This is a genomic window from Larkinella arboricola, from assembly GCF_003259745.1.
In the GTDB taxonomy this organism is placed as follows: Bacteria; Bacteroidota; Bacteroidia; order Cytophagales; family Spirosomataceae; genus Larkinella; species Larkinella arboricola.
In genome coordinates this window covers 120864-146979 of sequence record NZ_QLMC01000006.1, presented here as the reverse complement: position 1 = coordinate 146979, position 26116 = coordinate 120864, and the positions used below count along the sequence as shown (strand labels likewise).

General features: G+C 49.3%; 18 protein-coding genes and 1 CRISPR repeat array. Of the genes, 10 read left to right on the top strand and 8 right to left on the bottom strand.

Going from position 1 to position 26116, the window contains the following annotated elements:
* Positions 1–10: 10 nt before the first annotated feature.
* Positions 11–495: direct repeats of the CRISPR family, unit length 25 nt; unit sequence CTTCTAATCGTACCTGTGTGGAATT.
* A gap of 102 nt (positions 496–597) precedes the next feature.
* Complete coding sequence (locus tag LX87_RS22850; protein WP_111630622.1) at positions 598–789, bottom strand: cold-shock protein; 192 nt, start codon at positions 787–789, stop codon at positions 598–600.
* A 589-nt stretch (positions 790–1378) separates the two neighbouring features.
* Between LX87_RS22850 and LX87_RS22845 the strand changes: the two genes are divergently transcribed.
* Positions 1379–2458, top strand: coding sequence for a 3-oxoacyl-ACP synthase III family protein (locus LX87_RS22845; protein ID WP_111630621.1), 1080 nt, complete (start codon positions 1379–1381; stop codon positions 2456–2458).
* Between the two features lie 457 nt (positions 2459–2915).
* Here LX87_RS22845 and LX87_RS22835 read toward each other — a convergent pair whose 3' ends face one another.
* The 4 genes from LX87_RS22835 to LX87_RS22820 form a co-directional block, all read right to left on the bottom strand.
* Positions 2916–3290, bottom strand: a complete 375-nt coding sequence (locus tag LX87_RS22835) for a DUF983 domain-containing protein (protein ID WP_111630619.1) — start codon at positions 3288–3290, stop codon at positions 2916–2918.
* Positions 3291–3638: 348 nt separating this feature from the next.
* A complete protein-coding gene (locus LX87_RS22830; protein ID WP_146624537.1) occupies positions 3639–5210 on the bottom strand; it encodes a hypothetical protein in 1572 nt (523 codons plus the stop codon).
* 22 nt (positions 5211–5232) lie between these two features.
* On the bottom strand, positions 5233–5916 hold the full coding sequence (locus LX87_RS22825; protein ID WP_111630617.1) for a hypothetical protein: 684 nt from the start codon (positions 5914–5916) through the stop codon (positions 5233–5235).
* Positions 5917–6175: 259 nt separating this feature from the next.
* The gene (locus tag LX87_RS22820) at positions 6176–7327 is read right to left on the bottom strand and encodes a glycoside hydrolase family 43 protein (RefSeq protein ID WP_111630798.1); all 1152 of its coding nucleotides are present in this window, start codon (positions 7325–7327) and stop codon (positions 6176–6178) included.
* 219 nt (positions 7328–7546) lie between these two features.
* Here LX87_RS22820 and LX87_RS22815 point away from each other — a divergent pair, with 219 nt between their 5' ends.
* Entirely contained in the window at positions 7547–8500 is a 954-nt protein-coding gene (locus LX87_RS22815; RefSeq protein ID WP_111630616.1) for a ParA family protein, read from the top strand.
* A 37-nt stretch (positions 8501–8537) separates the two neighbouring features.
* The gene (locus tag LX87_RS22810) at positions 8538–9560 is read left to right on the top strand and encodes a ParB N-terminal domain-containing protein (RefSeq protein ID WP_111630615.1); all 1023 of its coding nucleotides are present in this window, start codon (positions 8538–8540) and stop codon (positions 9558–9560) included.
* Between the two features lie 304 nt (positions 9561–9864).
* Here the strand turns inward: LX87_RS22810 and LX87_RS29290 are convergent, their stop codons facing one another.
* The 3 genes from LX87_RS29290 to LX87_RS22795 form a co-directional block, all read right to left on the bottom strand.
* Positions 9865–9987 carry a hypothetical protein gene (locus LX87_RS29290; protein WP_262511101.1) on the bottom strand — a complete coding sequence of 41 codons (123 nt, stop codon included), beginning with the start codon at positions 9985–9987 and terminating at the stop codon, positions 9865–9867.
* Between the two features lie 245 nt (positions 9988–10232).
* On the bottom strand, positions 10233–10598 hold the full coding sequence (locus LX87_RS22800) for a hypothetical protein (protein ID WP_146624536.1): 366 nt from the start codon (positions 10596–10598) through the stop codon (positions 10233–10235).
* Positions 10599–10706: 108 nt separating this feature from the next.
* Positions 10707–11108: a response regulator gene (locus LX87_RS22795; protein WP_111630612.1), complete on the bottom strand. Its 402-nt coding sequence runs from the start codon at positions 11106–11108 to the stop codon at positions 10707–10709.
* Here LX87_RS22795 and LX87_RS22790 point away from each other — a divergent pair, their 5' ends adjacent.
* The 7 genes from LX87_RS22790 (at position 11109) to LX87_RS22755 (ending at position 26057) form a co-directional block, all read left to right on the top strand.
* A complete protein-coding gene (locus tag LX87_RS22790) occupies positions 11109–11342 on the top strand; it encodes a hypothetical protein (protein ID WP_111630611.1) in 234 nt (77 codons plus the stop codon).
* Positions 11343–11412: 70 nt separating this feature from the next.
* Positions 11413–12507, top strand: a complete 1095-nt coding sequence (locus LX87_RS22785; RefSeq protein ID WP_111630610.1) for a lactonase family protein — start codon at positions 11413–11415, stop codon at positions 12505–12507.
* A gap of 1521 nt (positions 12508–14028) precedes the next feature.
* Positions 14029–16749 carry a DUF5060 domain-containing protein gene (locus LX87_RS22775; RefSeq protein WP_211325357.1) on the top strand — a complete coding sequence of 907 codons (2721 nt, stop codon included), beginning with the start codon at positions 14029–14031 and terminating at the stop codon, positions 16747–16749.
* Positions 16750–17219: 470 nt separating this feature from the next.
* Positions 17220–19226 (top strand): NHL repeat-containing protein, encoded by a 2007-nt coding sequence (locus tag LX87_RS22770; protein ID WP_170139431.1) that lies wholly within the window; start codon positions 17220–17222, stop codon positions 19224–19226.
* 307 nt (positions 19227–19533) lie between these two features.
* Positions 19534–23610: a hybrid sensor histidine kinase/response regulator transcription factor gene (locus tag LX87_RS22765; protein WP_111630606.1), complete on the top strand. Its 4077-nt coding sequence runs from the start codon at positions 19534–19536 to the stop codon at positions 23608–23610.
* 119 nt (positions 23611–23729) lie between these two features.
* Entirely contained in the window at positions 23730–25034 is a 1305-nt protein-coding gene (locus tag LX87_RS22760; RefSeq protein WP_111630605.1) for a sialidase family protein, read from the top strand.
* 114 nt (positions 25035–25148) lie between these two features.
* The gene (locus tag LX87_RS22755) at positions 25149–26057 is read left to right on the top strand and encodes a class I SAM-dependent methyltransferase (protein ID WP_229310781.1); all 909 of its coding nucleotides are present in this window, start codon (positions 25149–25151) and stop codon (positions 26055–26057) included.
* The last annotated feature ends 59 nt before the right edge of the window (positions 26058–26116 follow it).

Genomic DNA, 26116 nt, shown 5'->3' with positions numbered 1-26116 from the left:
CATGCAGATCCTTCTAATCGTACCTGTGTGGAATTTAAATACGCTTCGCAAGTCAACCTTATAACCGGGGCAAACCTTCTAATCGTACCTGTGTGGAATTTAAATAATCCAAGCTGTTCGATTTCCCCAAAACGATGGCGTCTTCTAATCGTACCTGTGTGGAATTGAAATCTTCAAGCAGTATTATTCCGAAATCGCTGGCGATGCTTCTAATCGTACCTGTGTGGAATTGAAATTTGTCAAAGGCTGTGATTTTGACCGGGCCATCCGCGTCTTCTAATCGTATCTGTGTGGAATTGAAATTTGAACCCAGCACCGCTACCACGTTATAGGCGGCACCTTCTAATCGTACCTGAGTGGAATTGAAATAAAAAGAGTCTGAAGAACGGCTTCAAACGGCGAAAGCTTCTAATCGTACCTGCGTGGAATTGAAATCAGGCCAGCTTATTGTTCCAGTTGCAGGAATAAGTCTTCTAATCGTACCTGAGTGGAATTGAAATGGATGGGCAGGCCAGATACCAGTCGGCGGGCAGTAAAAAACAAAAAGACATACTGCTACAGCATGTCTTTTCAGGGCTTCATGGAATTCCTTGTCTATTAAGCTAGTTCGACACTGACAGCATTTAAGCCTTTCTTGCCGCGCTCAACATTGAATTTCACTTTGTCGTTTTCCTGGATTTGGTCAATTAGACCGGAAACGTGTACAAAAATGTCTTCTCCCCCATCATCGGGTTTAATAAAGCCAAAACCTTTGCCTTCATTGAAAAATTTAACTGTTCCTGTTTGCATACTTGATTTAAATTTCCACCAAGATAAGGAAGAACAAATCAAAAATCCAACTTACGTGTGAAAGCTTTATGAAGCGATCGGGCCCGGCAGCCCGCACTACCCTATTACCGACCCAGGTTCTTGTCGCCAATAAAGACCCTGTTACCAAACCGGCAGCCAGTAAATATAGGCACCGGCACCCGTTGGAAACACTGTAAGTGACGGTTGCCCGGCGCATCAGCGTTTGTTCGATGCCAGCCCGCCTGAACGTTGATATTTCTTTTAAAATACGTACTTTTAACCCTCGCCGATCAACCTTGCAGCCCTTTGATTGATAGCTAAAACCAAATCTAACATCAACCCATTAGCCGGTTATCGTTGAGCCCACCGGCAAAACCGGTCTCAATCAGCGGTATACGGTTTACCTGCAAGACTAGTGATCGTGATACAAATCCCGGACCGGCATGACAGTCGGTCAGAAAAATAGCCATCTCAGCCTCATTTTATAAACTTCGTGTTGGAGATACAAAATCTTGGGTAACTTGGAGAACCAAGTTACCCACTTAGACCGGCTTACTAGTCGGGTACCGAACTTAACTGCATAAGTACTATGAGTTTTCCCATTCGATCGGTGATTGCGGCCACCGGGAGTTATATTCCACCCACCAAAATCAGCAATGAGTCGTTTGCTAACCACCGGTTTTATGATCAGGAGGGGTTGCCCCTACGGCACGACCAGGCCACGGTGATCGAAAAATTCAAAGCTATTTCCGGTATTGAGGAACGCCGGTATGCTCAGTCTGACCAACAGGCGTCCGATCTGGGTTTTCTGGCCGCCCAAAACGCACTTGAAAGCTCGGGGATTGACCCGGAAAGTCTGGACTACCTGATCGTCGCCCATAATTTTGGGGATATAGCCCCAGGAACCAATCGCACGACGCAAGTGCCTTCACTGGCCTCCCGGATCAAAGCGCGTCTGCAAATCAAAAATCCGGCCTGTGTGGCGTATGATCTGGCCTTTGGTTGCCCCGGCTGGCTGGAAGGGGTTATTCAGGCTAATTATTACATACGTGCGGGTGACGCCCGGCGGTGTCTGATCATTGGCAGTGAAACGTTATCCCGCATAACGGACCCCTTTGATCGGGATAGCATGTTGTTTGGCGATGGAGCCGGTGCCCTCATTCTGGAAGCTGCAACAGGAGGCAATGCCGGCGTGTTAGCCCACTGTACGCAGACCCACGCTTTTGAGCATGCTCAATTATTGTCGATGGGTGTGTCAAATGCGCCACAACAGGCCGACAGTCAGGATCTTTTTATGAAAATGAACGGTCGGAAATTATACGAACTGGCTTTGAATCATGTTCCGCTGGTTATCAAACTGGCTCTGGACAAAGCGGCCATTCCTCTTTCAGCAATCAGCAAAGTACTTATCCATCAGGCCAATGAAAAGATGGACCGGGCGATTTTGCATCGTCTTTTTAAGCTCTACGATATGCCCCTACCACCGGAAGCGTTGATGCCAATGACCCTGTCCTGGTTAGGCAATAGCTCGGTAGCGACCATTCCTACTCTGCTGGATTTGCTGCTGAAAGGATCCCTAGAATCGCACCAGATTAATCCGGACGACCAGGTAGTGTTTGCTTCGGTCGGTGCGGGCATGAACATCAATGCCCTGGTTTACCGATTCTAACAGAGGCCATAAGTCTGCAAGGAGGAGGCCCCCAATGAACGATACGGTTTTAGCCTTATCGTTCAATAGGGATGGTTAGTTGTCTTTTGGGATGGAATCAATAACGGCGCCACCTACAGCGGCTCGTAGCATTTTTTTAAGATCTGAGCCAGAATACCGGACCTTCATTGGTTCCCGGTCATTGGTTAGATAAAGGAGGCTATACCCGTTAAGATCGGATTTAATGCCTATAATGTGGGCGACGTTGATTATATTATGTACACCTGAGCCATCTTTAACTTCAATAAATCCCATTTGAGCGTCTTTGCGTGTTAGATAAGTCATAAAGCTTCAACTTTTACCAGCCAAAAACAAGGCTTCGCGAAAAGAAGAATTTTATGGCCAGTCCAGATTTCAGTCGGATGCTCCTGTAATACCGTCCGGTGGGGTGCAATTTTACCCGGCGGTAGAAATAAACTTACTTCTTATTAGCTGGATTATAGGCAACAAAGATGTTAATCCAGACTCGCCGGGCCATTCTGAAGAAATAAGGCGTTAAAATCACCAGGGAGGGTAACAGGCACCACATATAGACCATCACATCAATGTTCAGCAGGACATAAAACAGTACAAACGTACCAATTGTCCAGGCCACATAGAGCGCGTAGCTGACGTAAAGAGCACCGGTATAAAATCCGGGCTCCGGTTCAAAGTCCTGCCCGCAAACCGAACACCGTTGATGCATCTTATCAAACCGCCGGTTATAGGCGCTTTTCGTGATAAAGAAATCACCCTGGTGGCAGCGAGGGCACTTGTTGAATAAAATACTATATAGTTTGTTTCCTTTCAGCATACAAGCCCAACGTTCAGCCTGAGGCTATTGTTCAAAAACGATAACGGCCGGATTCACTAATTCCAAGTGTTTGCTTGTTGACAACCGTGGGCGGCTAAAATAGTCATTTCTTTCAAGATCAACATAATCTAGAGGTACCATACTTCCAGGTACAGAGGCTCACCTTAAAAACAAAGCCCGGCCTTAAAAAAGCCGGGCTGTTTGCTGTTTACTTCTACGTTATACTCCTTTAAAACGCTCTTAAGTCAACAGAATGGCTTACAACGTGTATTCAAATGATTCGCTGTGAAATTCCTGTTCAACCACAGGAGCCATCTGGCAGAGTGAGTTTCCTGCTTCGATCAGATTTTATTGCTTACAAGCCTCGGTATGCGATTTAAGCACGTACGTTAACGAACGGCTTTCGGCTCCGGTACCGGTTGTAAATTGTTCCGTCCAGGTTCCTTCATAATCTACCCGGGCTTCGTACGGGGTGTTGGCTTCCAGCCCCACTAACGTTCCCTGACCATTTTCAAACGTTGTTCCAACGAACGTCGTGGGATCGGCTCCCGACTTGCCGTAGCGCACCAGCACGGTAGGATACACCTCAATATTCTTCCCGTTTTCGCAGGCGCCCCGAACCGTAAAGTTGATGTTGACTGTGCCCTGAGGGGCCGATACGCTGAGGGTATGATTTCCACACAGGTTTTGAACGCTGGATTTACCCAGCAAACTGCCCGATGAACTGTAAAGCAGTAAATCGGCTGGTCCCTGACTGGCTTCGCCCAGGTTCAGGGTTTGATCCGTGGAGGTGCCGGAAGCCTTGATTCGACCGTCCTGCACCAGTTCATACCGGTAGGCATACCCTGCTGCCAGACCCTGAATCGTCCAGACCGCCTGACAGGTACTCGACGTGGGTTGGGCCTGCGCTACGGCATAGTCGGTAAAATGGGTCACGGGAAAGCTAACCCCCAGGCCGGAGCCTTGGGCTTCCACCTTCACGTCCTGCACGAAACTCCAGATTCCCGATTTCTCGTTTCGTCTGTACACCCCCAATAGGTCACCCACCTGAATCCGCCGGGCAGCCGTTCTGTTTTGAAACTCCGGCGAGATCCCCATTTTAATAAGGATGGGGTTGGTAAAGCTGGTAACGCTCTGACCGGAACTGCTGGTGAGGTTAACCGAGGTATAGCCCGCTATATTCAGGGCTACATTCGCTGTTGCGCTACCGGACTCATTGGAACTTACGGGGGTTGTCAGCCCGGCTGGAATACTGGCCGAACCCGGCGCATAAGCGGCTACGGTAGCGGCTACCGTTCCGGTGACGGGGTTGCCTTTTTCGTCCTTCATGCCCGTTCCGCCAGAAAATAGAAGGGTGGTCGGTGTGCTGGCAGAAGCCACGACAATTTCTTTGTTTGCCGACAGCGTGGCATTCGTGGACAGACGGAGCTGATCTTTTTTCACACTTACTTCCTGTGGCGGGTCTGTTTCCTTTACAAGCCGAATAAGAAAAGGATCATTCAGCGATTTGGTCAGCCGCAGCTCCGTTGCTGAAGGTATATAGCCGGCGGCATCAACAACAAGCCGCAGTCTGGCGGGGGCTTGCGGAGTTGGCACATCGCCTTTCAGGCCAATATACAGGTCGCCTTTAGGGCTGCTGTAGGTGGTCTGCGCTTTCCCATCAAAAGTAACAACGCGGTTGGCGTCCTGACCCAGAATCGCTACCTGAATCGGAATTGACAGGGACTGGCCCGTTTTGGCATCAACGACTAACCCCTGAATCTGGCTATTGGCCGGTTTATAATTTAATTTATAGGTAACCCCCTCAAGCGGGTCCAGATTTTTTAACTCATTGCAGCTTCCCAATGCCAGCGTCAGGGCCATCAGCAGGGCCGATCCTTTAATCCATATGCGTGTGGAGAAACGTTCTCTTGATTTCATGGCAATTACAGTTAAATGAAAATTACAAACGATACGAAAGGCCTAGATTCAGAACTGGGTAGTACTTCAAGGGTTGGAGGTTGCGTTCAATCACCGGCCCCTGATCACTGGAGGGTTCGAGCATACCGGTAGTCACTAAAGTAACCTGGGGAGACTGCTGGTAAAAAACGCCCAGATCAGCCATAAAGGTGAGTTTCGTACCCCGAAAAGGGTGCCCCCAGCCCAGCCCTAAATAGGGGGCTACTTTAGTGAAATTAGCTTTGCCATTGATGGTGCCGATTTCTTCCCGGGTGAAGGTTACATCGTTAAAGACGACTTCTTTGGTAGGCAATCCGTCGAACGTCAACTCGTTGAGGTTGTAAAACACACCACCGGTTACTCGAAAGCCCGCCCGTCGGAAGGGGTAAAAGTCAATTAATGCATTAACAGAAGCTAAATTGAGCTTATAATCGAACCCAATTTGAATATCATCGGTGTCCTTTCCGCTCTTCAAGGTACCCATGTAGGAAAATAGATTCCCTCCTACCCGTAAAACCCACTGCGGTGTAATTGATTTGGAAATATCCAGCCCTATGCCAGCGGTTCCGGCCCGGATGCCTACTGCAACACCGGGTTGAAAAGAAGAAGTGGTGGATCGGGCATCCTGTTGAGCCAGGCTCCATCCCGGCAATGCCACACTTAAGAAGAGCAAGAGTACGTTTTTCATACACGTGACCAGGTAATGATGTTGTCTGATAATTCATCATTAACCCGTTCAACGGTAGAAACCTCCTCTTTTTGTTAGTTTCCGGTATTTGGTAACATAAGCTATGCATTTAGCGGGCCGATGGCTAATTAAATTACAACTTTTCGCAGGGGCACCGGTAAACCACCCTCCTTAATTGCCATCGTTAAAATGCCCGCTTTCTACCTAAGAAGAAACGTTTTTAAACATTCCGACATCTTGTCCGATTTTAAATCTGTCCTTATTTTGCCAAGCCGGAGGGCCGTTTCTGCGGTGTCGTGGTCGGTCCAGAGATGGTAATCCGTCCGTTTTTTACCTGCATACGGTCAATAAAAACAACTCTTTCGTCCCCGGTTTGAGCAGTTCTGCCGTGGTAAACGCAAAACATTTCCTTGCCGTCCGGGGAATAGGCTATGCTGTTATGGCCCGTTCCCGTTACCGTACCCCCTCTGTCGATGTTCTGTTGCAGAACCGGATTCGTATCCGATTTTGTAAACGGCCCCAGAGGTGACTGGCCAGTGGCATAACCGATGGCGTAATAGCGACCGCCAAAATGATTAGCCGAATACATGATATAATAGGTATTGTCTTTTTTAAACGTAACAGAGCCTTCGGTCCAGCGACGGTTTACTTCGCGGGCCGTTACCGACCGGCTTTCCCACTCGGCCTGCTTATCACTGAGCCGGACCGGGGGGCGTAGCAACAAAACCGGTTGTCCGATAACGCCGGAAAAGTCAGGTTTGAGTTCGACACCGTACACCCAGCTTTCTTCAATCTCCTTGTACCAGCCTTTTTCACGGGCTAGATCAGCTATTTCACTTTTGACCGGATGTTTATAGCAGCAACGTGAATAGTATAAATAGACTTTACCGTTCGTGTCAAAAAATACGTTTGCATCAATAATAGGATAACCCGGATCAAAAATAGGCTTATCGGTCAGGTCAACAAAAGGTCCGGTAGGCTTATCCGCAACGGCCACCCCAATGCGGAAATTTTCCACTTCACGGGTGGGGTTTACCTTCCACTGAGCGCTATAAAACAGGTAATATTTCCCTTTCACTGCATACACTTCGGGTGCCCAGTAGGCTCCACCCCAACTGGCCTTCGGATCGCTCCAGCCGTTCTTGTTATCATGAAAATAAACCTGTCCTTCGGCCTTCCAGTTAACTAAATCTTTAGACGAATAGGCCACAAAGCCTTTGTCGGCTCCTCCACCCGTACCATACATATAATAAGAACCCTGCGTATACAAGACATACGGGTCGCCTAATTTTACGGGTAAGGGATTGGAAAACGTGGCTTTGTTGGTCGCAATGCGTTGGGGTGTTTGTGTCCACGAGGGGTGCAAAAACAGAAAAAAGAAAAGGAATACTAAAACCAAGGCTTGTTTCATGGCAATCATCGAATCGTTTCGAGGCTAAGTTAGATAAATTTTACTTCATCTACCGGTCATGGTAAGCTTTTACGAATGAACGGGTCGGTGCGGTTAATCAGGCCAGCATTTGTCTTTTCTGTTGGGGACAAAACCCGATTTTTTGATTTTTGTCAAAAAAAATTGACAATCAGGTTTAATTTGCCTTAATTTCAAGCAAAATCACCGTTTATTCTGTATATGCTGACGAACGACGATGCAGTCCATTTTCTCCGGAAAAATCCCGCCTTGTCTCTGGCGGTCATCGAAAAAGAAGCCGGGCTCCCTCCTAGTACCTTATCCAAAGCCTTAGCGGGTGACCGGATGTTGAATGCCAAACATTTGTCGGCCCTCTATCCTATCCTCTGCCGGTACGGTTTTCTGGAATTTGCCGTGCCGAAGGCCAAAATTATTTCGGTGGTGAACCACAAAGGTGGCGTGGGTAAAACAACCACCACCCTAAACCTGGGCAAAGCTTTGTCGCTGCTGGGACACCGGGTCTTACTGGTTGATATGGACTCTCAGGGAAATCTTTCCCAAACGCTGGGATTCGACGAACCCGAAAAGCAGGTTGTTCATGCTCTGCTCCATAATCAACCTTTACCCATTGTGTCCATAGGGCCAAATTACGACCTGGCGCCCAGTGACCTGGAGCTGGCTTATGCCGATCTGGAACTGGTGCAGGCCGTCGGTGGGGTTAATCAGCTTCGGAATGCGCTTGCACCCCTGCGCAACCAGTACGATTATATTTTCATTGATTGCCCCCCTGCCCTGAACATTTTTACCAATTCAGCCCTCGTGGCTTCCTCCTCCTGTCTGGTGACGTTGCAACCCGAAGCCTCGGCCATGAAAGGGGTTAATAACCTCTTCGACCGAATCCTGCAAGTTCGTGATCGGATCAACTTTGCTCTGACGATTGAAGGAATTGTATTGACGATGGTTGATAAGCGGCTCAAGGTACACCGGGATATGATTGCAAATATTCAGAGTGCCCTGGCAAACTTTCGAATTTTTAAGACGGAGATTCGGCAGAATGTGGCCCTCAAAGAATCTCAGGTGGCTCAGCAGGACATTTTTACGTACGCGCCCAATTCCAATGGTGCTACCGATTACCAGAATTTGAGCAAGGAGCTTAGCAACGATCGGCTCCGCTGACGAAAGCACACCATTGGGTTAAACACACGAAATCATTATGAAGAAATACGCAAATTTGTTGGGGGCCAAAACAATCATTAAGGACCAAAGCCTGATGCGGCATGAAGAGATTCGGAAACAAATCCGGATTTTGCCGGAACTTGAAGCGTTGATTCCGCCCATGCAGCCAGCAGAGTTTTCCCAACTCGAAGAGAACATTCGCAAGGAGGGATGCCGTGAAGCCTTACTCGTCTGGGAAACGACGGAAAATATGTTGGGCAATTCGTCCGATGCAACGCCCATTTATGTGTTAATCGACGGTCATAACCGATTCTCTATCTGTCAGCGGCACGGTATTGATTTTAAAATTCACCTGACCTCGTTTGCCTCTTTAGCTGATGTCCGGTTTTACATGATTGATAACCAACTTGGTCGTCGGAACTTGACACCGGAACAGGCGTCTTATCTGCGGGGCTTACGGTATTTAAGTGAAAAGCAGGAAAAGGGCAAATATGATCGGCAGGACCGTAAGGGTCAAAATGTCCTTTATAATGATTCGCTTTCTGTGGAGTATAAGGGACAAAATGACCCATATGCTGATTCCGTTAGCCTGACCGATAAGGGTCAAAATGTCCTTTATGCAGAAAGTGAAGGTGGCTCCACCTCCGAAAAACTGGCTCAGCGCTTTAACGTCAGCGAAAAAACGATTAAACGAGATGCCGAGTTTGCAAAGGGATTAAGCAGGTTGGCCCCAGAACTTCGCACCTCCATTTTGAGCGGACGGGCAAAAGTAAACAAAGCATCTATTCAGCAGTTGAGCCGCCTGCACCAGCCGCAGCAGCCTCTCGAAACCTTGCAGGAGTTGAGTGCTCTGGTAAGCAAAGAACCTCAACAGCCGAAGCCTGAAGCTGTCCCCGCCAAAGCGGAGTCAGACCAGAGCGAAATAGCCATGCTTAAAAAGTACCTGGGTGAGTTAACCCGCAAGCTGGATCGCGAAGCAACTAATCTGACGGATGTTTGTGATGAAATTATCCGTTGCAGCAAGCAACTAAAAGCGTTACTGAAGAGTAGGCCATCCTAACCATCCGGCTGAGACCGCAGAGTGCCCTTCGTGAATTCTGGCTTCCCATTTAACAGGGTTGAAGGGTTTGCCTGTGATCAAAATACGGGTGATCCCATCCCACAAAGTCTCTCTTAAGAAAGTAGTTGAATTAAACTTCAACAAATTTGGTGTATGCGGGTTTCTTTTTAACAACAAACCTTATAATCGCCATGGAAAATAAGCCGGAAGAAACCAGGCAGGATGCCGCTCCAAATGAGTCCACTCAAGATAACGAAGGCCAGAAGGATAGTGGTTTTACGGGGACTGAAGATGAAGGCAATGTTCAGGGTGGGGGCTCGTATGGGTCTGGATACGGCACTGGCTCATCGGGTTCCGAGGAGGGCGACTCTTCGGGAACAGCACCAAACCGCAGTTGATGAGCAACCGTCGGTAACATGAAGTCCATAGCCTTAACCTAATGGATTTTTCCTTCAAAAATTCGTTGGCAGGAAGAAATAAAGAGCGGCTGCATTCCAGTCAGGGAATTAAATGCTAGTAGGTAAAACCTTGCCCCAGTGACGCATTCACTGGGGCTTTTTTAGGTACTAATGCCCGGTAACTGTTGGGTCTGAAAACCTTTTTTCGTATAGAAATAATACCGGTTTTTAGGGATCGCCTTCGTGGTGTCTGCCAGTATCCTCAATTGCCGTTTTATGGCTGCTGTCTGAAGATGAGCATCTCGGCATCCGATTTGAGTTTGTACCCCTTAAATAACTTTTCAACGGTATAGCTCTGGTCATTGATCACTAGCTGGTCTTCCTGCAATTTCCAGTTAAAGGAGCTATCTTTCGAAACCATGCCCCATTGAGTATGCACGGTTCCCTGCCCTCCTTCTAAGAAATTTAACACGGTTTTTGCGTTCAACAAACCAGCAATTCGGGCACTGTCCATGCCTTTGGTGGAATCAATATTGTAAGAAACCTCATACTGCCTATTGATAAAATCAATATCCCGCATACCGGTTGAACATCCCGCTATTAAACCAGATAAAAGCAACCCTATTCCTACTACCTTCATAGCTGTTTGGTTGAATTAGTAAAAGCACCCCGGAAGATAAACCTGATGAAAGTCGGTTGGATGTGAAAAGATAGGATACGGTCCAGAGTGGGATACCGCAAACCGGCTTCAGATATGTAACCCATGAACCTGTAAAACCATTTGCCAGTACGTGTTCCAGTCGGAGAGGTTATAAGGTTTGAAGGAAACCGATGTAGCATTGACACCGTAAGCCGCCACCAGATCACAGGGTGGTTGGCCGTCCAGTAAGACCAGAATCGGTCGGTGAATCCAGTCAGGATGCACGCGTAAGGAGGCTATAAATTCCAGGTCCTGCGAACTGCTGCGCAACGTACTATCCAGAACAATCAGGCTAGTATACGGAAAGTCGTTTAAGACGTTAACAGCCTCCCGGGTATCCGTTGCGGATCGGAAAATAAGTTCTTTATCAGACCGTAGTGAAACCTCATCAAGCGTTTTCACTACCTGCGGATCATCACTGATGACTAAGATGGAAAAGGGCGCGGGCATATGAGCGAATCGTTTACGGATGGAAAAAGAGTCGCAGGCTGTCAGAAAGATAAAGGCTTTTTTAAAATATCCATCTCTGAGTTGGCAGAAATAGCTTTTCTGCCGCTTAACCTGGGCTATAAGATGGGAGAGAGGATCAACCCGGTTTCCCAATCACTTGGGTCAACAAGTACAGGTCAGCCGGGAGGCTTTCTATTCCGTTCTTCGGCGTTGTTTATTTTAAGCAGGGAATGAAAAACGTACCCGACTTAAACCTATCCTTAAGAAGGCGGTTTGATAGTACATCACTATCCTCTTTTCACGTATGGCACAAACCCAGCCAGCTAAGTCCCTGCTTTATGTCGGTACGTACTCGGTTCGCGGCAGCAAAGGCATTTACGTATTTACCTTTCATCCGGAAAGCGGCACCGCCCAACTGGAGCAAACCGTCAGCAATGTCAGGAGTCCTTCCTTTCTGTCCATTCACCCTTCGGGTCGGTATTTATATGCGGTAAATGAAGAAGACGACCAGGGCGAAGCACATTCCGGGAGTGTCAACGCCTATGCTATTGATCCATCATCCGGACAGTTGACGTTTATTAATCAGCAATTGTCGCACGGACAGGCCCCCTGCCACATCAGCATTGATCGAAGCGGTAAACTGGCGTTTGTTTCCAACTACGGCAGCGGGAGTTTGGCGGTATTCCCCATTCTGGAGAATGGCGGGCTGGGCGAAGCCTCCCAGGTGATCCAGCATACCGGCAGCGGAGTTGATACCGAACGGCAGGACGCCCCTCACGTTCACTCGGCGGTTGTTTCGGTTGACAACCGGCTGCTTTATGTATCTGACTTGGGGTCCGACCAGATTTACATTTATCAGATTGACCACCAACAGGGCAAACTAACGGCTAATGCAACGCCTTACGTGGCGGTATCGGCAGGTTCAGGGGCCCGAATGACGGCGGTGCATCCCGGAGATGCGTGGATTTACGGCATTAAAGAGATGAGCTCAACAGTAACCATTCTACGAAGAGATCGACAGACGAATACGGTTGAGTTAGTTGAAGATGATGTTTCTTTTTTACCTGAAACGTATTCGGGCGAGCGCTCGGGTGCCGACATTCACCTGGATGCTGAAGGTCACTATTTATATGTAACGAATCGGGGAAACAACACGGTCGCTATTTTTTCAGTAGGGGAGGATGGCCGGCTGACGCATCGTTATCTACATTATACGGGTGGGAATGAGCCCCGAAATTTTCTACTTGATGACCCCAGTCAGTATATGCTGGCTGCCCATCAGCAAACCGATACGATCACGATTTTTAAGCGAGATGCCAGCAGCGGTGACCTGAAAGCCACCGGCGATCAGATAGCCATTCCATCACCCGTATGTCTATTGATGCTTCATCGATCATAAATTTTTTGGTAGCAACAGAAGGTCATAGCTAGCCCGGTTGGTCATACCGGGCTTTCTTTTTGGGAAAATTAGGGCAAAAGGCCCCTAATGCGTTTATAGGGGGTATCAGCCCCAGATATCAGAAACCAGAATCGCAGGTTTACCAGCGATAGCTTCCGGGTTTGCTATCTCAAAATAACCCGTTTAAATCTGGTAATGGTCTCTGGAAAATAGATGTATAAAAAGCGAAGGATGAGCAACCCCCAACTCCTTGACCCAAGCAAAATGGCATCAACCCTTCTTAGGTACCACACTTTCAGCGGTAAAAGAAGTTAGTCAAGGTCATTTTACGACTAAAGCTGAGGTGTAATAACCGTTGCTGGAGCGTGGCTTTTTAAAGCGCCTTTTATATCAGAATGGAATGTTAGCTAAGTATAATTAACCTCAATCCTATTTGTTCCTAAACAAAAAACTGGATCAGTCAAAGGAGTAAGCAATAACTGATATAAGTGGTTATTGAACTTAATTAAAAAAGGATTTATGCACAATTCTATTTTTTTATTAAGCTTATTTCAATGCTCTAAAATACCTATACGTATATAGGTGTGTGTTAGCAAATACCGTAGCTTGAAAAACCGGATTTTTAGGTAGAATAGCTTGCAAAGTAGGGTCATTGAAACGGTTAATATGTTGATATAAGTGTATAGTCTCGAAAGCCGGGAAAACCTTCTTGAAGAACCAAGCCTGGTGCTTTACCTGACAGGAACCAATCCAGCTTCCACTTTATTTTTCTAAGAATTTTTTAATGCCTGATTTTAACCCCCTAAATTGGTTTGGAAAGAGAAACCGTAATAATCAAACCGGTTTTCTTGAATCCTGTTCCTTAATACCTACATATGTAACTGTATATCTGGTATTTGATTCTACTATACCGTTGTTATAACTCTACAAATAATGGGTTAGCGTAAAGCCGCTAATCTATCTACTGGCAGCATTTATCAACGCTAACCCACGTCTAAGGGTTTGTTTTTTTCTAATAAATTTTTAATCTTTGGATGCGAAATCCAAGGCGAGGGCCACTCATCCTTGATTTTCCTGAAGGATCTTATTGAATTTAGTGTACAAAATCAGATCCTTTTTTCTCTCCTGAGTAAGATTTGGCATTATAACTGCATATGCAAAAGAAGTTCAATAAATTCTCAGGATTTAATCAAAAAGTTTAAGGAAAACGCCCCGGCTGCAAAGTCCACTGTTAAAGCCCTTAATTACTAATCTGGGTTTCATTTCCCTACACATTTTTTGTGCGGATCAGCCATTTTATGACAGTAGAATTTAATTCCTTTTTCTGAATCAACTCAACTAACGATGAAAGAAGCCGTACGTAACTTGACTCATTTAAAAGTTTTCTCGCTTTGTTTATTATTTCTGATAAGCGGACAAGTACAAAGTGTTGCCAGTAACCTGCCTACGATCATACCGAATAATCTTAGCCGCACAAAGGACATTGCCCTCTCCACAAGAAATACCAGGATTGCAACGTCCTTGATAAACGGAACAAACACTTACTCCTCGACAAGTGCTAACAAGGCCCTTGCACTTGGGGCGGTTTCTGTGCAGGGGGAGTTGAAGAAATGGCATAAAATCACCCTGCTGATTGAAGGACCTAATACCTCCGAAACCAACGGCTCCAACCCCTTTCTCAACTACCGGCTCAACGTGACCTTCACCAACGGTTCTAAAAAATACGTGGTGCCGGGCTACTTTGCCGCCGATGGCAATGCGGGAAATACCGGGGCGGCAGCAGGCAACAGCTGGAAGGTCCACTTCGCACCCGACCAAACCGGCACCTGGACGTACGCGATCTCCATGCGCAGCGGGACCAACATCGCCGTCAGCACGGATGCCAATGCTGGTAATGCGGTCTCCAACGTTAATGGCAAAACAGGTTCTTTTACGGTATCGGGTTCTGATAAAACCGGGTCGGACCTGCGGGCCAAAGGGCGGCTCAACTACGTCGGGGCACACTACCTGCAATTTGCCGAAACGGGCGAGTATTTTGTGAAAGGGGGCGTGGATTCGCCCGAGAATTTCCTGGCCTACGACGATTTCGACAACACGCCCGACAACGGAGGCAAACGTAAAAGCTGGAGCCCTCACGTGAAGGACTGGCGGTCGGGTGACCCCACCTGGAAATCGACCAAAGGTAAAGGCATCATTGGAGCCATCAACTACCTGGCCAGCGAAGGACTAAACGCCTTTTCGTTTCTGACCATGAACATTGCCGGTGATGATAAGAATGTTTATCCGTACGTTTCTTCCAGCGACTATACCCGTTTTGACTGCTCGAAGCTGGATCAGTGGGAGGTGGTTTTTAATCATGCTGACAAGCTGGGCCTGTATCTGCACTTCAAGTTGCAGGAGCGGGAGAACTGCAAGCTGCTGGATGGGGGGAATCTGGGGGTGCAGCGGAAGGTGTATTTCCGGGAGTTGATTGCTCGTTTTGGACACCACCTGGCCTTGAACTGGAACCTGGGCGAAGAGAACATTCAGACGACCCAGCAGCGCAAGGACATGGCGGCTTATGTGAATACGATCGACCCCTACAACCATCACATTGTGCTGCATACCAATGTGAAAGAGCAAACAGCTGTCTATACGCCGTTGTTGGGCAGTGCCTCTAAATTGACGGGGGTTTCCATTCAGACCGACTGGAATAATGTTTACAACGAAACCAGGCTGTGGGTTCAGAACTCGACCAATGCGGGTAAGAAGTGGATCGTGGCCAACGACGAACAGAATGCAATGGGAGTGGCCTGTGATGCAAATTACAGCGGTAACCGTGGGTCCCTGGCTGACAACCAGAATGATATACGGAAGCAATCGCTCTGGGGTAACCTGATAGGTGGTGGTGCCGGGGTTGAATATTACTTTGGCGGAGCTACAGGACATACCGACCTGGCGGCCGAGGATTTCCGCTCACGCGCCAAGATGTGGCGCTTTAACCGTCACGCGCTGAACTTCTTTAAAAACCTCGTACCCCTGTCGCTGACCGAACTGAAGCCGCTGAGCAATGTGAACCGGGGCTGGTCCCTGGGCAAAGACGGGCAAGTCTATATCGTGTACTTAAAAGATGGCGGCAGTGCCAACATTACCCTGAGCAATGGTAATTATACCGTGCAGTGGTACGATCCCCGCAATGGCGGTTCCTTACAAAAAGGATCGGTAAGTAATTTGTCGGGCAGTGGCACCAAATCCATCGGCAATCCGCCGAATTCAAGCGGAGAGGACTGGGTCGTGTTAATCAAGGCTGGTGGGCTATCCCAACCTCAACCTTCAAGCAACACTCCTCCTGTACTGGCCACAATTGGCAACCAAACCATGAATGAAGGCAGCACCTTGAACGTAGCGCTTTTTGCGACCGATCCGAACGGAGATAACGTTACCATAACGGCGACTAACCTGCCTTCGTTTGCCCGTTTGAACAACAATACCCTGACCTTTACCCCAGGCAATCAGGACGCTGGTACTTATACCATTACGGTACGCGCCACGGATAGTAAACAGGCTACGGATCAGGAAACCTTCACCATTGTGGTAAAGGATGGGGCGTCGTCAGGCCAGACCGTAACCCATTTCACCCTGGTCAATGCCGACAAAGATCAGGATATTAAGGTGCTTTCTTCCGGCGAGCAGCTGAACCTGGCTTCATTGCCTACCCGCAATCTCAATATTCGGGTAAACACCAGTCCGTCTACGGTAGGATCCGTTAAACTGGTCTTAAGTGGAAAGCAGAGTCGGAACCAAACCGAAACAGGCGCTCCCTACGCGCTGTTTGGCGACAGGGACGGAGACTATAACAACTGGACCCCGGCGGTAGGAAGTTATACCCTCAAGGCCACTCCCTACAGTGGGGCCGGAGCAACGGGTACTGCGGGTACGCCTTTGACGATCAGCTTCAGCGTGATCAATCAATCTTCATCGGGCCGGGCGGGTGCCATAGCGTCAGCCGAAGACCAGGAGCTGGAGGTGCTGTGCTATCCCAATCCGTTCCAGCAGGCATTTACCTTAAAGCTAACCGGAAGTTCGGAAGGCAAGCTGCCCTTGTTTGTCTATGATGGCCACGGCCGACTGGTCTTTGAGCTTCCCGACTGCCATAGTGAACAGGAAATTAATCCCGGTCATCAATTAGCGCCGGGCCTGTATGTCCTGCAAATAGGAGAGGGGCAGCGCGCTAAGCGTTACAAGCTGGTCAAACAGCCGTAAGATAAGCTGCTGACAGGGAAATACTTCCAGGAGGGTCGTTATACGAAAGCCCGGTGAAATTCACCGGGCTTTCGTATAACGACCCTTTGCCGTATTAGAAATAAATGCTTTTCTGCACACGGCAGGCCAGCGCCTGTTAACAATCTGGCGCAAGGTAAAAAAGCGTTTCGTAGCGGTTAATCTAAACCGTTGCGGTCTCCATCTGCCGTCAGGCATCGTACTGAGTAGATTCACAGAATACCATATGATTGGGATTGAGTATCAGTGATAAAAAATGTCTGACAATTTAAATAAATAAGTAAAATAGCTATATTTGGTTAAGTAAAAATACGGCCGCATTTATTCACCCAACCCCTTCGATTATGACTTGTTTTTTACGTTTTACTCATGTCTTCCTGGCTGGCGTGTTAGCTGGTTGTATCCTCACGGGACTTTTTTCCACCTGCCTTCTGGCACAAACAATTACCAGCGTGGCAGGCAATGGCAAGGAGGGCTGTACCGGCGATGGGGGTCCGGCTATCCAGGCGAACCTGAGTGCGATCAATGTCGCCGTTGATCGGCAGGGTAACTTTTTTGTTGTTGATGAAATACATCAGCGCATCCGGAAAGTGGCATCCAATGGCATCATCACCACCGTTGCTGGGAATGGTAACTTCGGCTACAGTGGTGACGGAGTACCGGCCACCAGCACAGCTCTTAAATATCCCGCTGCGGTAACCGCTGATGCGCAGGGAAACCTTTTCATTGCCGATCGAGAAAACCAGCGCATCCGGAAAGTGGCACCCAATGGCATTATTACCACCGTTGCCGGAAATGGAACCTATGGGTTTAGTGGCGATGGCGGCCCGGCCACCCAGGCTAAGATGAGTTCACCCCGGGGAATTGTTATCGATGCGAAGGGAAACCTGTTCTTTGCGGATCGGGAAAATAGCCGGGTGCGCAAAATTGCCCCCAACGGCACCATTAGTACGATAGCGGGTACAGGAGCCTATGGGTTTAGTGGGGATGGTGGTCCGGCCAGCAGCGCCCGACTGGCGTATCCTACCGAGTTGGCACTGGATGCGCAGGGCAATCTCTTCATTGCCGATGAAGCCAACTTTCGCATCCGGAAAGTGGCACCCAACGGCATTATCACCACGGTGGTGGGTAGCGGACAGGGAGGGTATAGTGGTGATGGAGGACCCGCCACTCGCGCTAGCATAGGCTATCCGGGTGGCATTGCGCTGGACGCGCAGGGTAATCTTTTCTTTGCCGATCCGAGTAATCTGCGGATCCGGAAAGTGGCACCCAATGGCATTATTACTACCGTTGCCGGTGATGGTATAGAAGGTTTCGGGGGCGATGGAGCCCGGGCCAGTAGCGCCCGGCTGTCTTATCCTGCCGGACTGGCGATTGACGGGCAGGGCAACCTCCTGATTGCCGATTCGGGTAATAACCGCATTCGGAAGGTGATGGCCAGCTCTCAATCGCCAGCGGTTGTGAGCGTTAGTCTGATCAACGCTGATACCGAGAAGGAAATCAAATTGATCAGTGAGGGTGAAACCATCAATCTGGCCAGCCTGCCGACCCGCAACCTCAACTTCAGAATGAACACCAGCCCGGCCACAGTGGGTTCTGTGAAGATGGTACTCAGCGGGTCCTATAATCAGACCCGTACAGAAACCGACGCGCCCTTTGCCCTCTTCGGCGATAACCAGGGCAACTACAACGCCTGGACACCGGCTTCTGGCAGTTACAATTTGACGGCTACTCCCTACACCGGACCGGGTGGTTCCGGCTCTGTGGGAACATCTTACTCGTTAAACTTTAAGGTTACCAACCAGCCCAGCGCGGTTCCCCAAGTGGTCAGTTTCAGTTTGATCAATGCTGATACGGATCAGGAAATAAAACAACTCACCAACGGGGACGTATTGAATCTGGCCAGTTTCCCGACAAAAAACCTCAATATCCGGGCCAATACCCAGCCAGCCACGGTAGGCTCGGTGAAGATGGTCTTAAGCGGTCCCCAAAGCCGCACTCAGATTGATAACGGGACACCGTACGCCCTGTCGGGAGATAAAAATGGCGACTTTAACGCCTGGACGCCGGCGATGGGCAGCTACAGCTTAACGGGAACAACCTATACCGGCTCAGGGGGTACGGGGGTGGCGGGCACTCCTTTGACCCTTACCTTTCAGGTAATTAACCAGGCGCAACTGGCTAGAACGGGTGCCGAAGCTTCGGCGGAAGATCTTCCTGTGATGGCTTATCCCAACCCTTTCCGGGAGTCTTTCACGCTTAAGCTAAAGGGCCAAGCCGATGAAAAAATACCGGTTGTGATGGTCGATGCGTATGGCAGGAAAGTGCTGGAGCTTTTACGGGTCGATCCGGCTGGCCAGGTCATTGTGCCGAGTCCTCAATTAGCACCGGGCGTCTATGTTTTACAGGTAGGGGAGGGCCATCGTACCCAGCGTTATAAGTTAGTCAAGGATAAGTAGTGTACAGGCCCTTCAGGCCCTGTTTTCCGATGGAAGCCCCACCAAATTTTTGTAGGCGGCAGCAGGTATAATTTCAGAACGGCTCGAATAAGTCTGGAATAGCCTGCTGCCGCCTAATGCTTGTGGTCAACGGCCTATAGGTATCTTTTTCAAACAGCCTACTAAACGCTGACCATATTGATACTATAATCCATAAAATATACTTTATAAGTACTATTATTGCGGTATATATATTAAGAAGTTACAAATGCCAAAGCTGTTGGCCCTTAATACTGTACACCCGTATTGGCTTATAATTCTGGTTTTAATGGTGATACGGGCACACGCTCAGTCGGATCAACCATCGAGTAGCCCTGAAAAATACCCGATTGCCAATCAATTTGAGCACCTGTCGGTCGAAGACGGTTTGTCCAATGATTACGTTACGGCTATTCTCCAGGATCGCGATGGCTATATGTGGTTTGCTACGGGAAATGGGTTAAACAAATATGACGGTTCTACCTTTACCGTGTTTAAACCCAACCCCAGCCAGCCAAGCCGTAGTTTTCTGAACAGCTTCATCATGGGCCTGTGCGAGGGCGATTCTACCCGGATATGGGCGGTAACAAAAGGAGGGGGGCTGCATGAAATAAACCGGAAAACCGGGCTTGTTACTCCGCATCCCATTCAGGCGGCCCAGGCCAATCGCTGGAATAACCAGATTTCGGTTTATCAGGACCGGCAACACATTCTCTGGATCACTACGTTTGCGGGGCTGGCTCGCTATGATCCGGCCAGACACCACTTCACCTTATATCCTTCGCCGGTGCCCGATGCCCCGGTAATTACCGTTTTTGAAGATCGTCAGCAACGGTTTTGGGTCGCTACCCACCTGGGGTTGTACCATTTTGATCGCGCTACCGGACGCTTTACACGGATCGCGATTCAGGGCTGGACAGGACCTCAACCTAGCTTTAAATCATTTTACCAGGATGAACATAACGTGCTGTGGTTGGGCGCAGCTGCCGTTTCAGCCGGATATAGTTTATTCAAGCTGGATCTTGACAAACTTCCCTGGAACCTCATCCCTTATAACCCGAATGGACAAATAAACCCGTATATCTGGCACAACGCCATCCACCGGGATTCGAAAGGCATAATCTGGGTGGGTACTACCGACGGCTTACAGGCAATTGATCCGGTGACAGAGCAGGTTTTTACCTACCGCTCCGATCCTGATTTCTTTAAAGGGCTAAGCAGCAGCAGCACCCAGGCGGTTTATCACGACCGATCGGGTATGCTCTGGATTGGAACCGATAACGGAATTGACCGGCAGGCCCTGAACACCAAACCGTTTACCACCTATCAGGTAAAGCCCAACGAACGAATGGCCAGTATGCCCGAAAACAGGGCCTTTGCCGTCTTTAAGGATAAGCGCGGTCGGATTTGGTTCAACAATTCGCCTGCGCTCTGCCGCCTGTCCGCCGATCAGAAGCAACTGGAAAAAATACCGCCCGAAAATGTGGGGTCCGTGGGCGAGCACGTCAATGAAGTAATGTCTTTCTTACCCGATGGAAGGGATGGTATCTGGCTGGGATCGTATGACGGCTTATACCACTACGATGGGATAACCGGACAATTTACGCCATACCCATCGGAAATACCGGCCCAGTTTATTGCCATCCAGGATAAAGATGGCAAACCCTGGGGCGATGTCTGGGTTGGGGGCGATGGCGGTTTTGCATCGTTCAACCCCCGCACCCGTCAGTACACTTACTATAAATATAAGCCGGGCAACCCGGATGGTCTTCCGGACAAATACGTATATGGATTACTGGTGAGCAGGGCCGGGGAGGTCTGGATTCTGGTCCACCGGTTGGGTGTTTGCCGACTAAATCCCAAAACGGGACGGATGACGCGCTATTCAGCCGGACTTAAAGGGCACCTGAGCAGCAACGACGTTCGGTGCATTTACGAAGATAAAGACGGCGTGATCTGGATCGGAACGCATCTTGGCGGCTTAAACCGGTTTGACGAAAAAACGGGCCAGTTCACGGCAATCACCCACCAGGATGGCATACCGGGTTCCACGATTGTCGGTATTACCGGAGATGATTCGGGAAATCTCTGGCTCAGTACCCACGATGGCCTTTGCCGGGTCAATCCCCGGACCAAAGCCATTCATACCTATCGCGTTTCGGATGGCCTGCCCAGCAATAATTTCAAGCAAAATGCCGTCTTTCGTTCTGGAAACCAGCTCATCTTCGGCAGTGAAAACGGGATTGTCCAGTTCAGCCCCGCCGAGATTCTGGATGATACGCGTCCTTTTCCGGTTTACATTACCAGCCTGACGGTTCTGGACCAGCCCAGGGCACTCACGGACAGTGTGATTCGTCTGAAACACGATGAAAACCGCCTGTCCATTGGCTTTGCTGCGCTGGCCTACGAACAGCCCCGGCTAAATCAGTTTGCCTATCAACTCGTTGGCATAAACAAAGACTGGATTCAAAATGGCAACCGAACTACGGTCAACTTTACCAGTTTGCCACCCGGCACGTATACCTTCCGGGTCAAAGCCGCCAACAGCAATGGGTTCTGGAGCAAACGGGAAGCTTCCCTTCTGATTATTGTTCAGCCGCCGTGGTGGGCTAGCTGGTGGGCTTATGGCCTCTATATCCTGATAATCGGCGGAGCAATCTGGGGTTACATCCAGTTTTCAACCAACCGGATTCGGCAACGTCAGGAACTGGAACTGAACCGTCGGGAGGCCGAACAGCTCAAAGCCGTCGATGAACTGAAAACACGGTTTTTTTCCAATATAACCCACGAATTTCGGACCCCTCTTTCGCTGATTATTGCGCCGGTAGAGAAACTGCTTCAGGAGGGACGGTTCGACGGTCCAGCACTGAAGCTGGTTCACCGGAATGCCCAGCAACTCCTGCGGCTGATCAACCAGTTGCTGGATCTGGCCAAACTGGAAGGGCACCATATGAGCCTTTCGCCCATGCAGGGGCAGGTTACCGAGTTTATTGACCCAATCGTAGTTAATTTCCAGCGGGCAGCCGAGCAGAAAGGCATCACCTTCACCTGCGATCTGGCCACCTTTCCACCACAGGAACACGTTTTTGACGCCGATAAGTGGGAAAAGATTCTGACGAATCTACTAGCCAATGCGCTCAAATTTACCGGAAAAGGCGGACGTGTAACCCTAACGGTGGCACCGGCTGTAGAAGCAGAGGAAATGAAGGGCGTTGATTTTCAATTGGTTGACTCGGGCATCGGCATTGCACCGGAACACATACCGCATATTTTCGACCGGTTTTATCAGGTTGATACCTCCACCACCCGAGCCCATGAAGGCACCGGGCTTGGGCTGGCGCTGGTCCACGAACTGATTCAGTTACTGGGCGGGCACATCACGGTGGATAGTCAGGCAGGCGCAGGGACAACCTTCCGCTGGAGGCTACCCGTCAGTCCCGTGTCAAAGGCGGTCGATCTCCCACAAATTAGCGGGTTCAGGTCTGAACTTGAACGACCGGTGACGGGGCCGCTGACCTCGCCGAAACCCGTACCGGTTACAAATCCGACTTCTGAACAACACCCGGTTCCCCGGGTTCTGATTGTGGAAGACAATGAGGAGTTAAGAGAGTTTCTGGCGGGTGAACTAGCCACTTCGTACCACATTCTACAGGCATCCGACGGTCAGCAGGGCTGGGAAATGGCCCAGTCGGAACTGCCCGATATAATACTAACGGATGTGATGATGCCCCGTCTGGATGGCAACGAATTGTGCCGTTTACTTAAAAGCCATGCAGATACCGATCATATCGCCGTTGTGATGCTGACGGCAAAAGCCGCCCTGCCCAGCCGGATAGAAGGGCTCCAGCAGGGTGCGGACGAGTACCTGTCCAAGCCTTTTAGTATGGCAGAATTGCAGCTACGGCTCCAGAACCTGATCACCCGGCAACAGAAGTTAGGCGACTATTATCGGCAGCAGTTTGCTCTGCCCGGTTCCTCCAATGGTGCGGTAGTTTCGCCCTCGGCTTCTCCGGCTTCTGCCAGTTCAGACGTTAGCACGGACCCGTTTCTGGCCCGGATTTATGCCCTGCTAGAGCAGCATCTGGACGATTCTTCGATCAATGTGGACTGGCTGGCCGATCAGCTAGCCATGAATCGCAAGACGCTGTACCGCAAGGTGCAAAGCCTGATCCAACTGGCACCGGCAGAACTGATTCGGCAGTATCGAATACGAAAAGGAGCCGAGTTATTACGGGCCGGTTGTAATGTGGCCGAGACGGCTGACCGGGTAGGTTTTAGCACACCTTCTCACTTTACGATGGTCTTTAAAGAAACGTATCAGCAAACGCCTACCGAGTTTATCGCCAGCCGCCTGAAAAGCAGCTAATTACGTATTTAATCGTATTTTCTAAAAATACCGTGTCCCAAATTTGACGACATCTGCCCCCAATTTAACAGCCGACTAGCGTGTAAAAAGGCATCTTTGGCCGATTACAACGCTACCTCATGGATGGATTTTTAACGTATTTCACACGGCTTAAAATACCCGGTCCGGATGTCGTCAGACACATCCGGCGTTTCTGGCTGGCTAGCCGTCGGGTTGGCAACGTAGGTGAAGTACTTTCTTTTATAATGAGGGAAGTCACCCAGCGACTTTATCCCTATCAGGTCCGCAATCGGTCTATTCGATTTACCGACCATACCTGTTTATCCATTACCAGCGCAACGGCCGACGTTCTTACCAGTACTTTTTTAACGGAAAACGGTTTGTGTTTCCGGGCCGTGGGCATCGACTGGAAATTTTGCCTGCCCACCTCGGACGGCCTGTGGTGGGGTAGCCGGTATACACACCCCAATGCCTTGTATCGCAGCGATGACCAGAGCCAGTCGGCCGTTCTGATGTATGAATTTTCCCACCCCATAACCTCGCTTTTTATCAGCCGGCAGAACGTCCTTTTTGTCTGCTCCAACGGTATTGTGTACAAGGGAGATCAACCGGGGATCTTCTTCAAACCCGTCTTGCAGCTTTCTTCCCCAATGAGCTATTTTTTGTTTAACAATGGCATGACCGAACTGCCTGACGGTACGCTGATAATTGGCGAATACAGTTCGGACCAGCAGGGGCAAAGCTGGCAGAATCTGGCTTATTTATATTACTCGACCGATGGCGGCAGAAGCTGGGAAATTTCGGATTTTTTTATCCGGCAGGGCGTCAATAAACGCATCTATTTAGTGAAATACTCGTCTTTACTGAAAGCCGTTCTGCTCACAGATGGGGATCATAAAAAGCAGTTGTGGATGAACCCGGCTTTAGGAGATTTTAAAGCCAAGACGGGGTATCAAAAAACCGGGTGGTGCCTGCTGACACCGTACCACCATCAAACGGGTGGGTATAGATCGATGGCCGAAACAGGCGAGGGGGTTTTATTGGGCAGTGATTACCCGGGTGGCACCAATTTCATCGTCAAAACCGCCGACGGAAAGCGGTTTGAGAAGCTGGTTCTACCGGATCCCTATCGTCGGAGTCCGGTGATAAACATAATGGGGCGGCAGTCGGCTGGCGGCCCGGAGATCTGGGCGGCATCCTACAGTTGTCTATCGGATCAAGCCAGGAGTTTACTTATGTGTACCCAGGATGGTGGCAAGTCCTGGGTGCGGGTTATCGACGTTGATGGGACCAAACATGAGGTGCGTCTGGTGAGCTCATCCCCGGACCTCTACATAGCAGTAACGGAATTGGGCAGCGATGGGAGTAACCACCAGCACCGGGTTTATAAATTAGAAAGCATTAACCCACACCGCCAACGCTAAGTGGTCATGTTTAAAAGCGTACTACTCGTCAGGGGCGGCTTTATGCCTTCTTTGCCTTACTTTTTCAGAAATCGTCATTCGATTCATTCGTTGTTTCGTCGTCCTCTTACCTTAATGAAAACCCTGGCCAAAGCCTTGCTCGATTATATTCCTTATATCCGGAATATGCGCCTGCAGCTGGAACAATACCAGACCATGTTTCCGCCGGGACATTTCTATAGCCCTATCGTCAACGTCGAGGAATTAACCCCGCTTCGCACCACCTTATTCTCCAAGCCGATCAAGCCCATAAAAGGAATTGATTTACGCAAGCGGTTTCAATACCGGCTCTTGCAGGAGCTTGCCCTGTTTTACCCAACGATTCCCTTTCCGACTCATCCACAGCCATCCTGCCGGTATTACTACCACAATGATGTGTTTAGTTTTGGCGATGCCATCATGTTGCATACCATGATGCGGCATTTCCAACCGAAGCAGATCATTGAGGTAGGGTCCGGTTTTAGCTCCGCCGTTATGCTCGATACCCGGGAGATAGTCGGCGATGAGGCCCTCAAACTTACCTTTATCGACCCCAAACCCGAACGGCTTCTCACCCTGCTTCGTCCGGACGATTGGCAGAAGGTAAGAGTTTTGGAGTTCGGGGTACAATCCATTCCCGTGTATCTATTTGAAACACTTCAGTCCAATGATATTCTTTTCATTGATTCGACTCACGTGGCCAAAACCGGCAGCGATGTCAACTACATCTTTTTTGACATTCTGCCCAATCTCAATAGTGGAGTCATCATTCATTTTCACGACATTTTTTACCCGTTTGAATACCCCGAAGAGTGGGTGCTGGGCTGGAAAGGCTTTGGCTGGAACGAAAGCTACATGCTGCGCAATTTCCTGATGTACAATCATGATTTCGAGATTCTGCTTTTCAATTCCTTCCTGCACCAGCAGTATCCGGGCTGGTTCGCCCAAAATATGCCCCTGTTTTTGAACAATCCCGGAGGGAGCCTCTGGCTGCGGAAGAAATAAAACCCGTATCCCCGGCTTCTTCTATGGTCGGTTTTTCTATCTATATAAATGACAGGGCT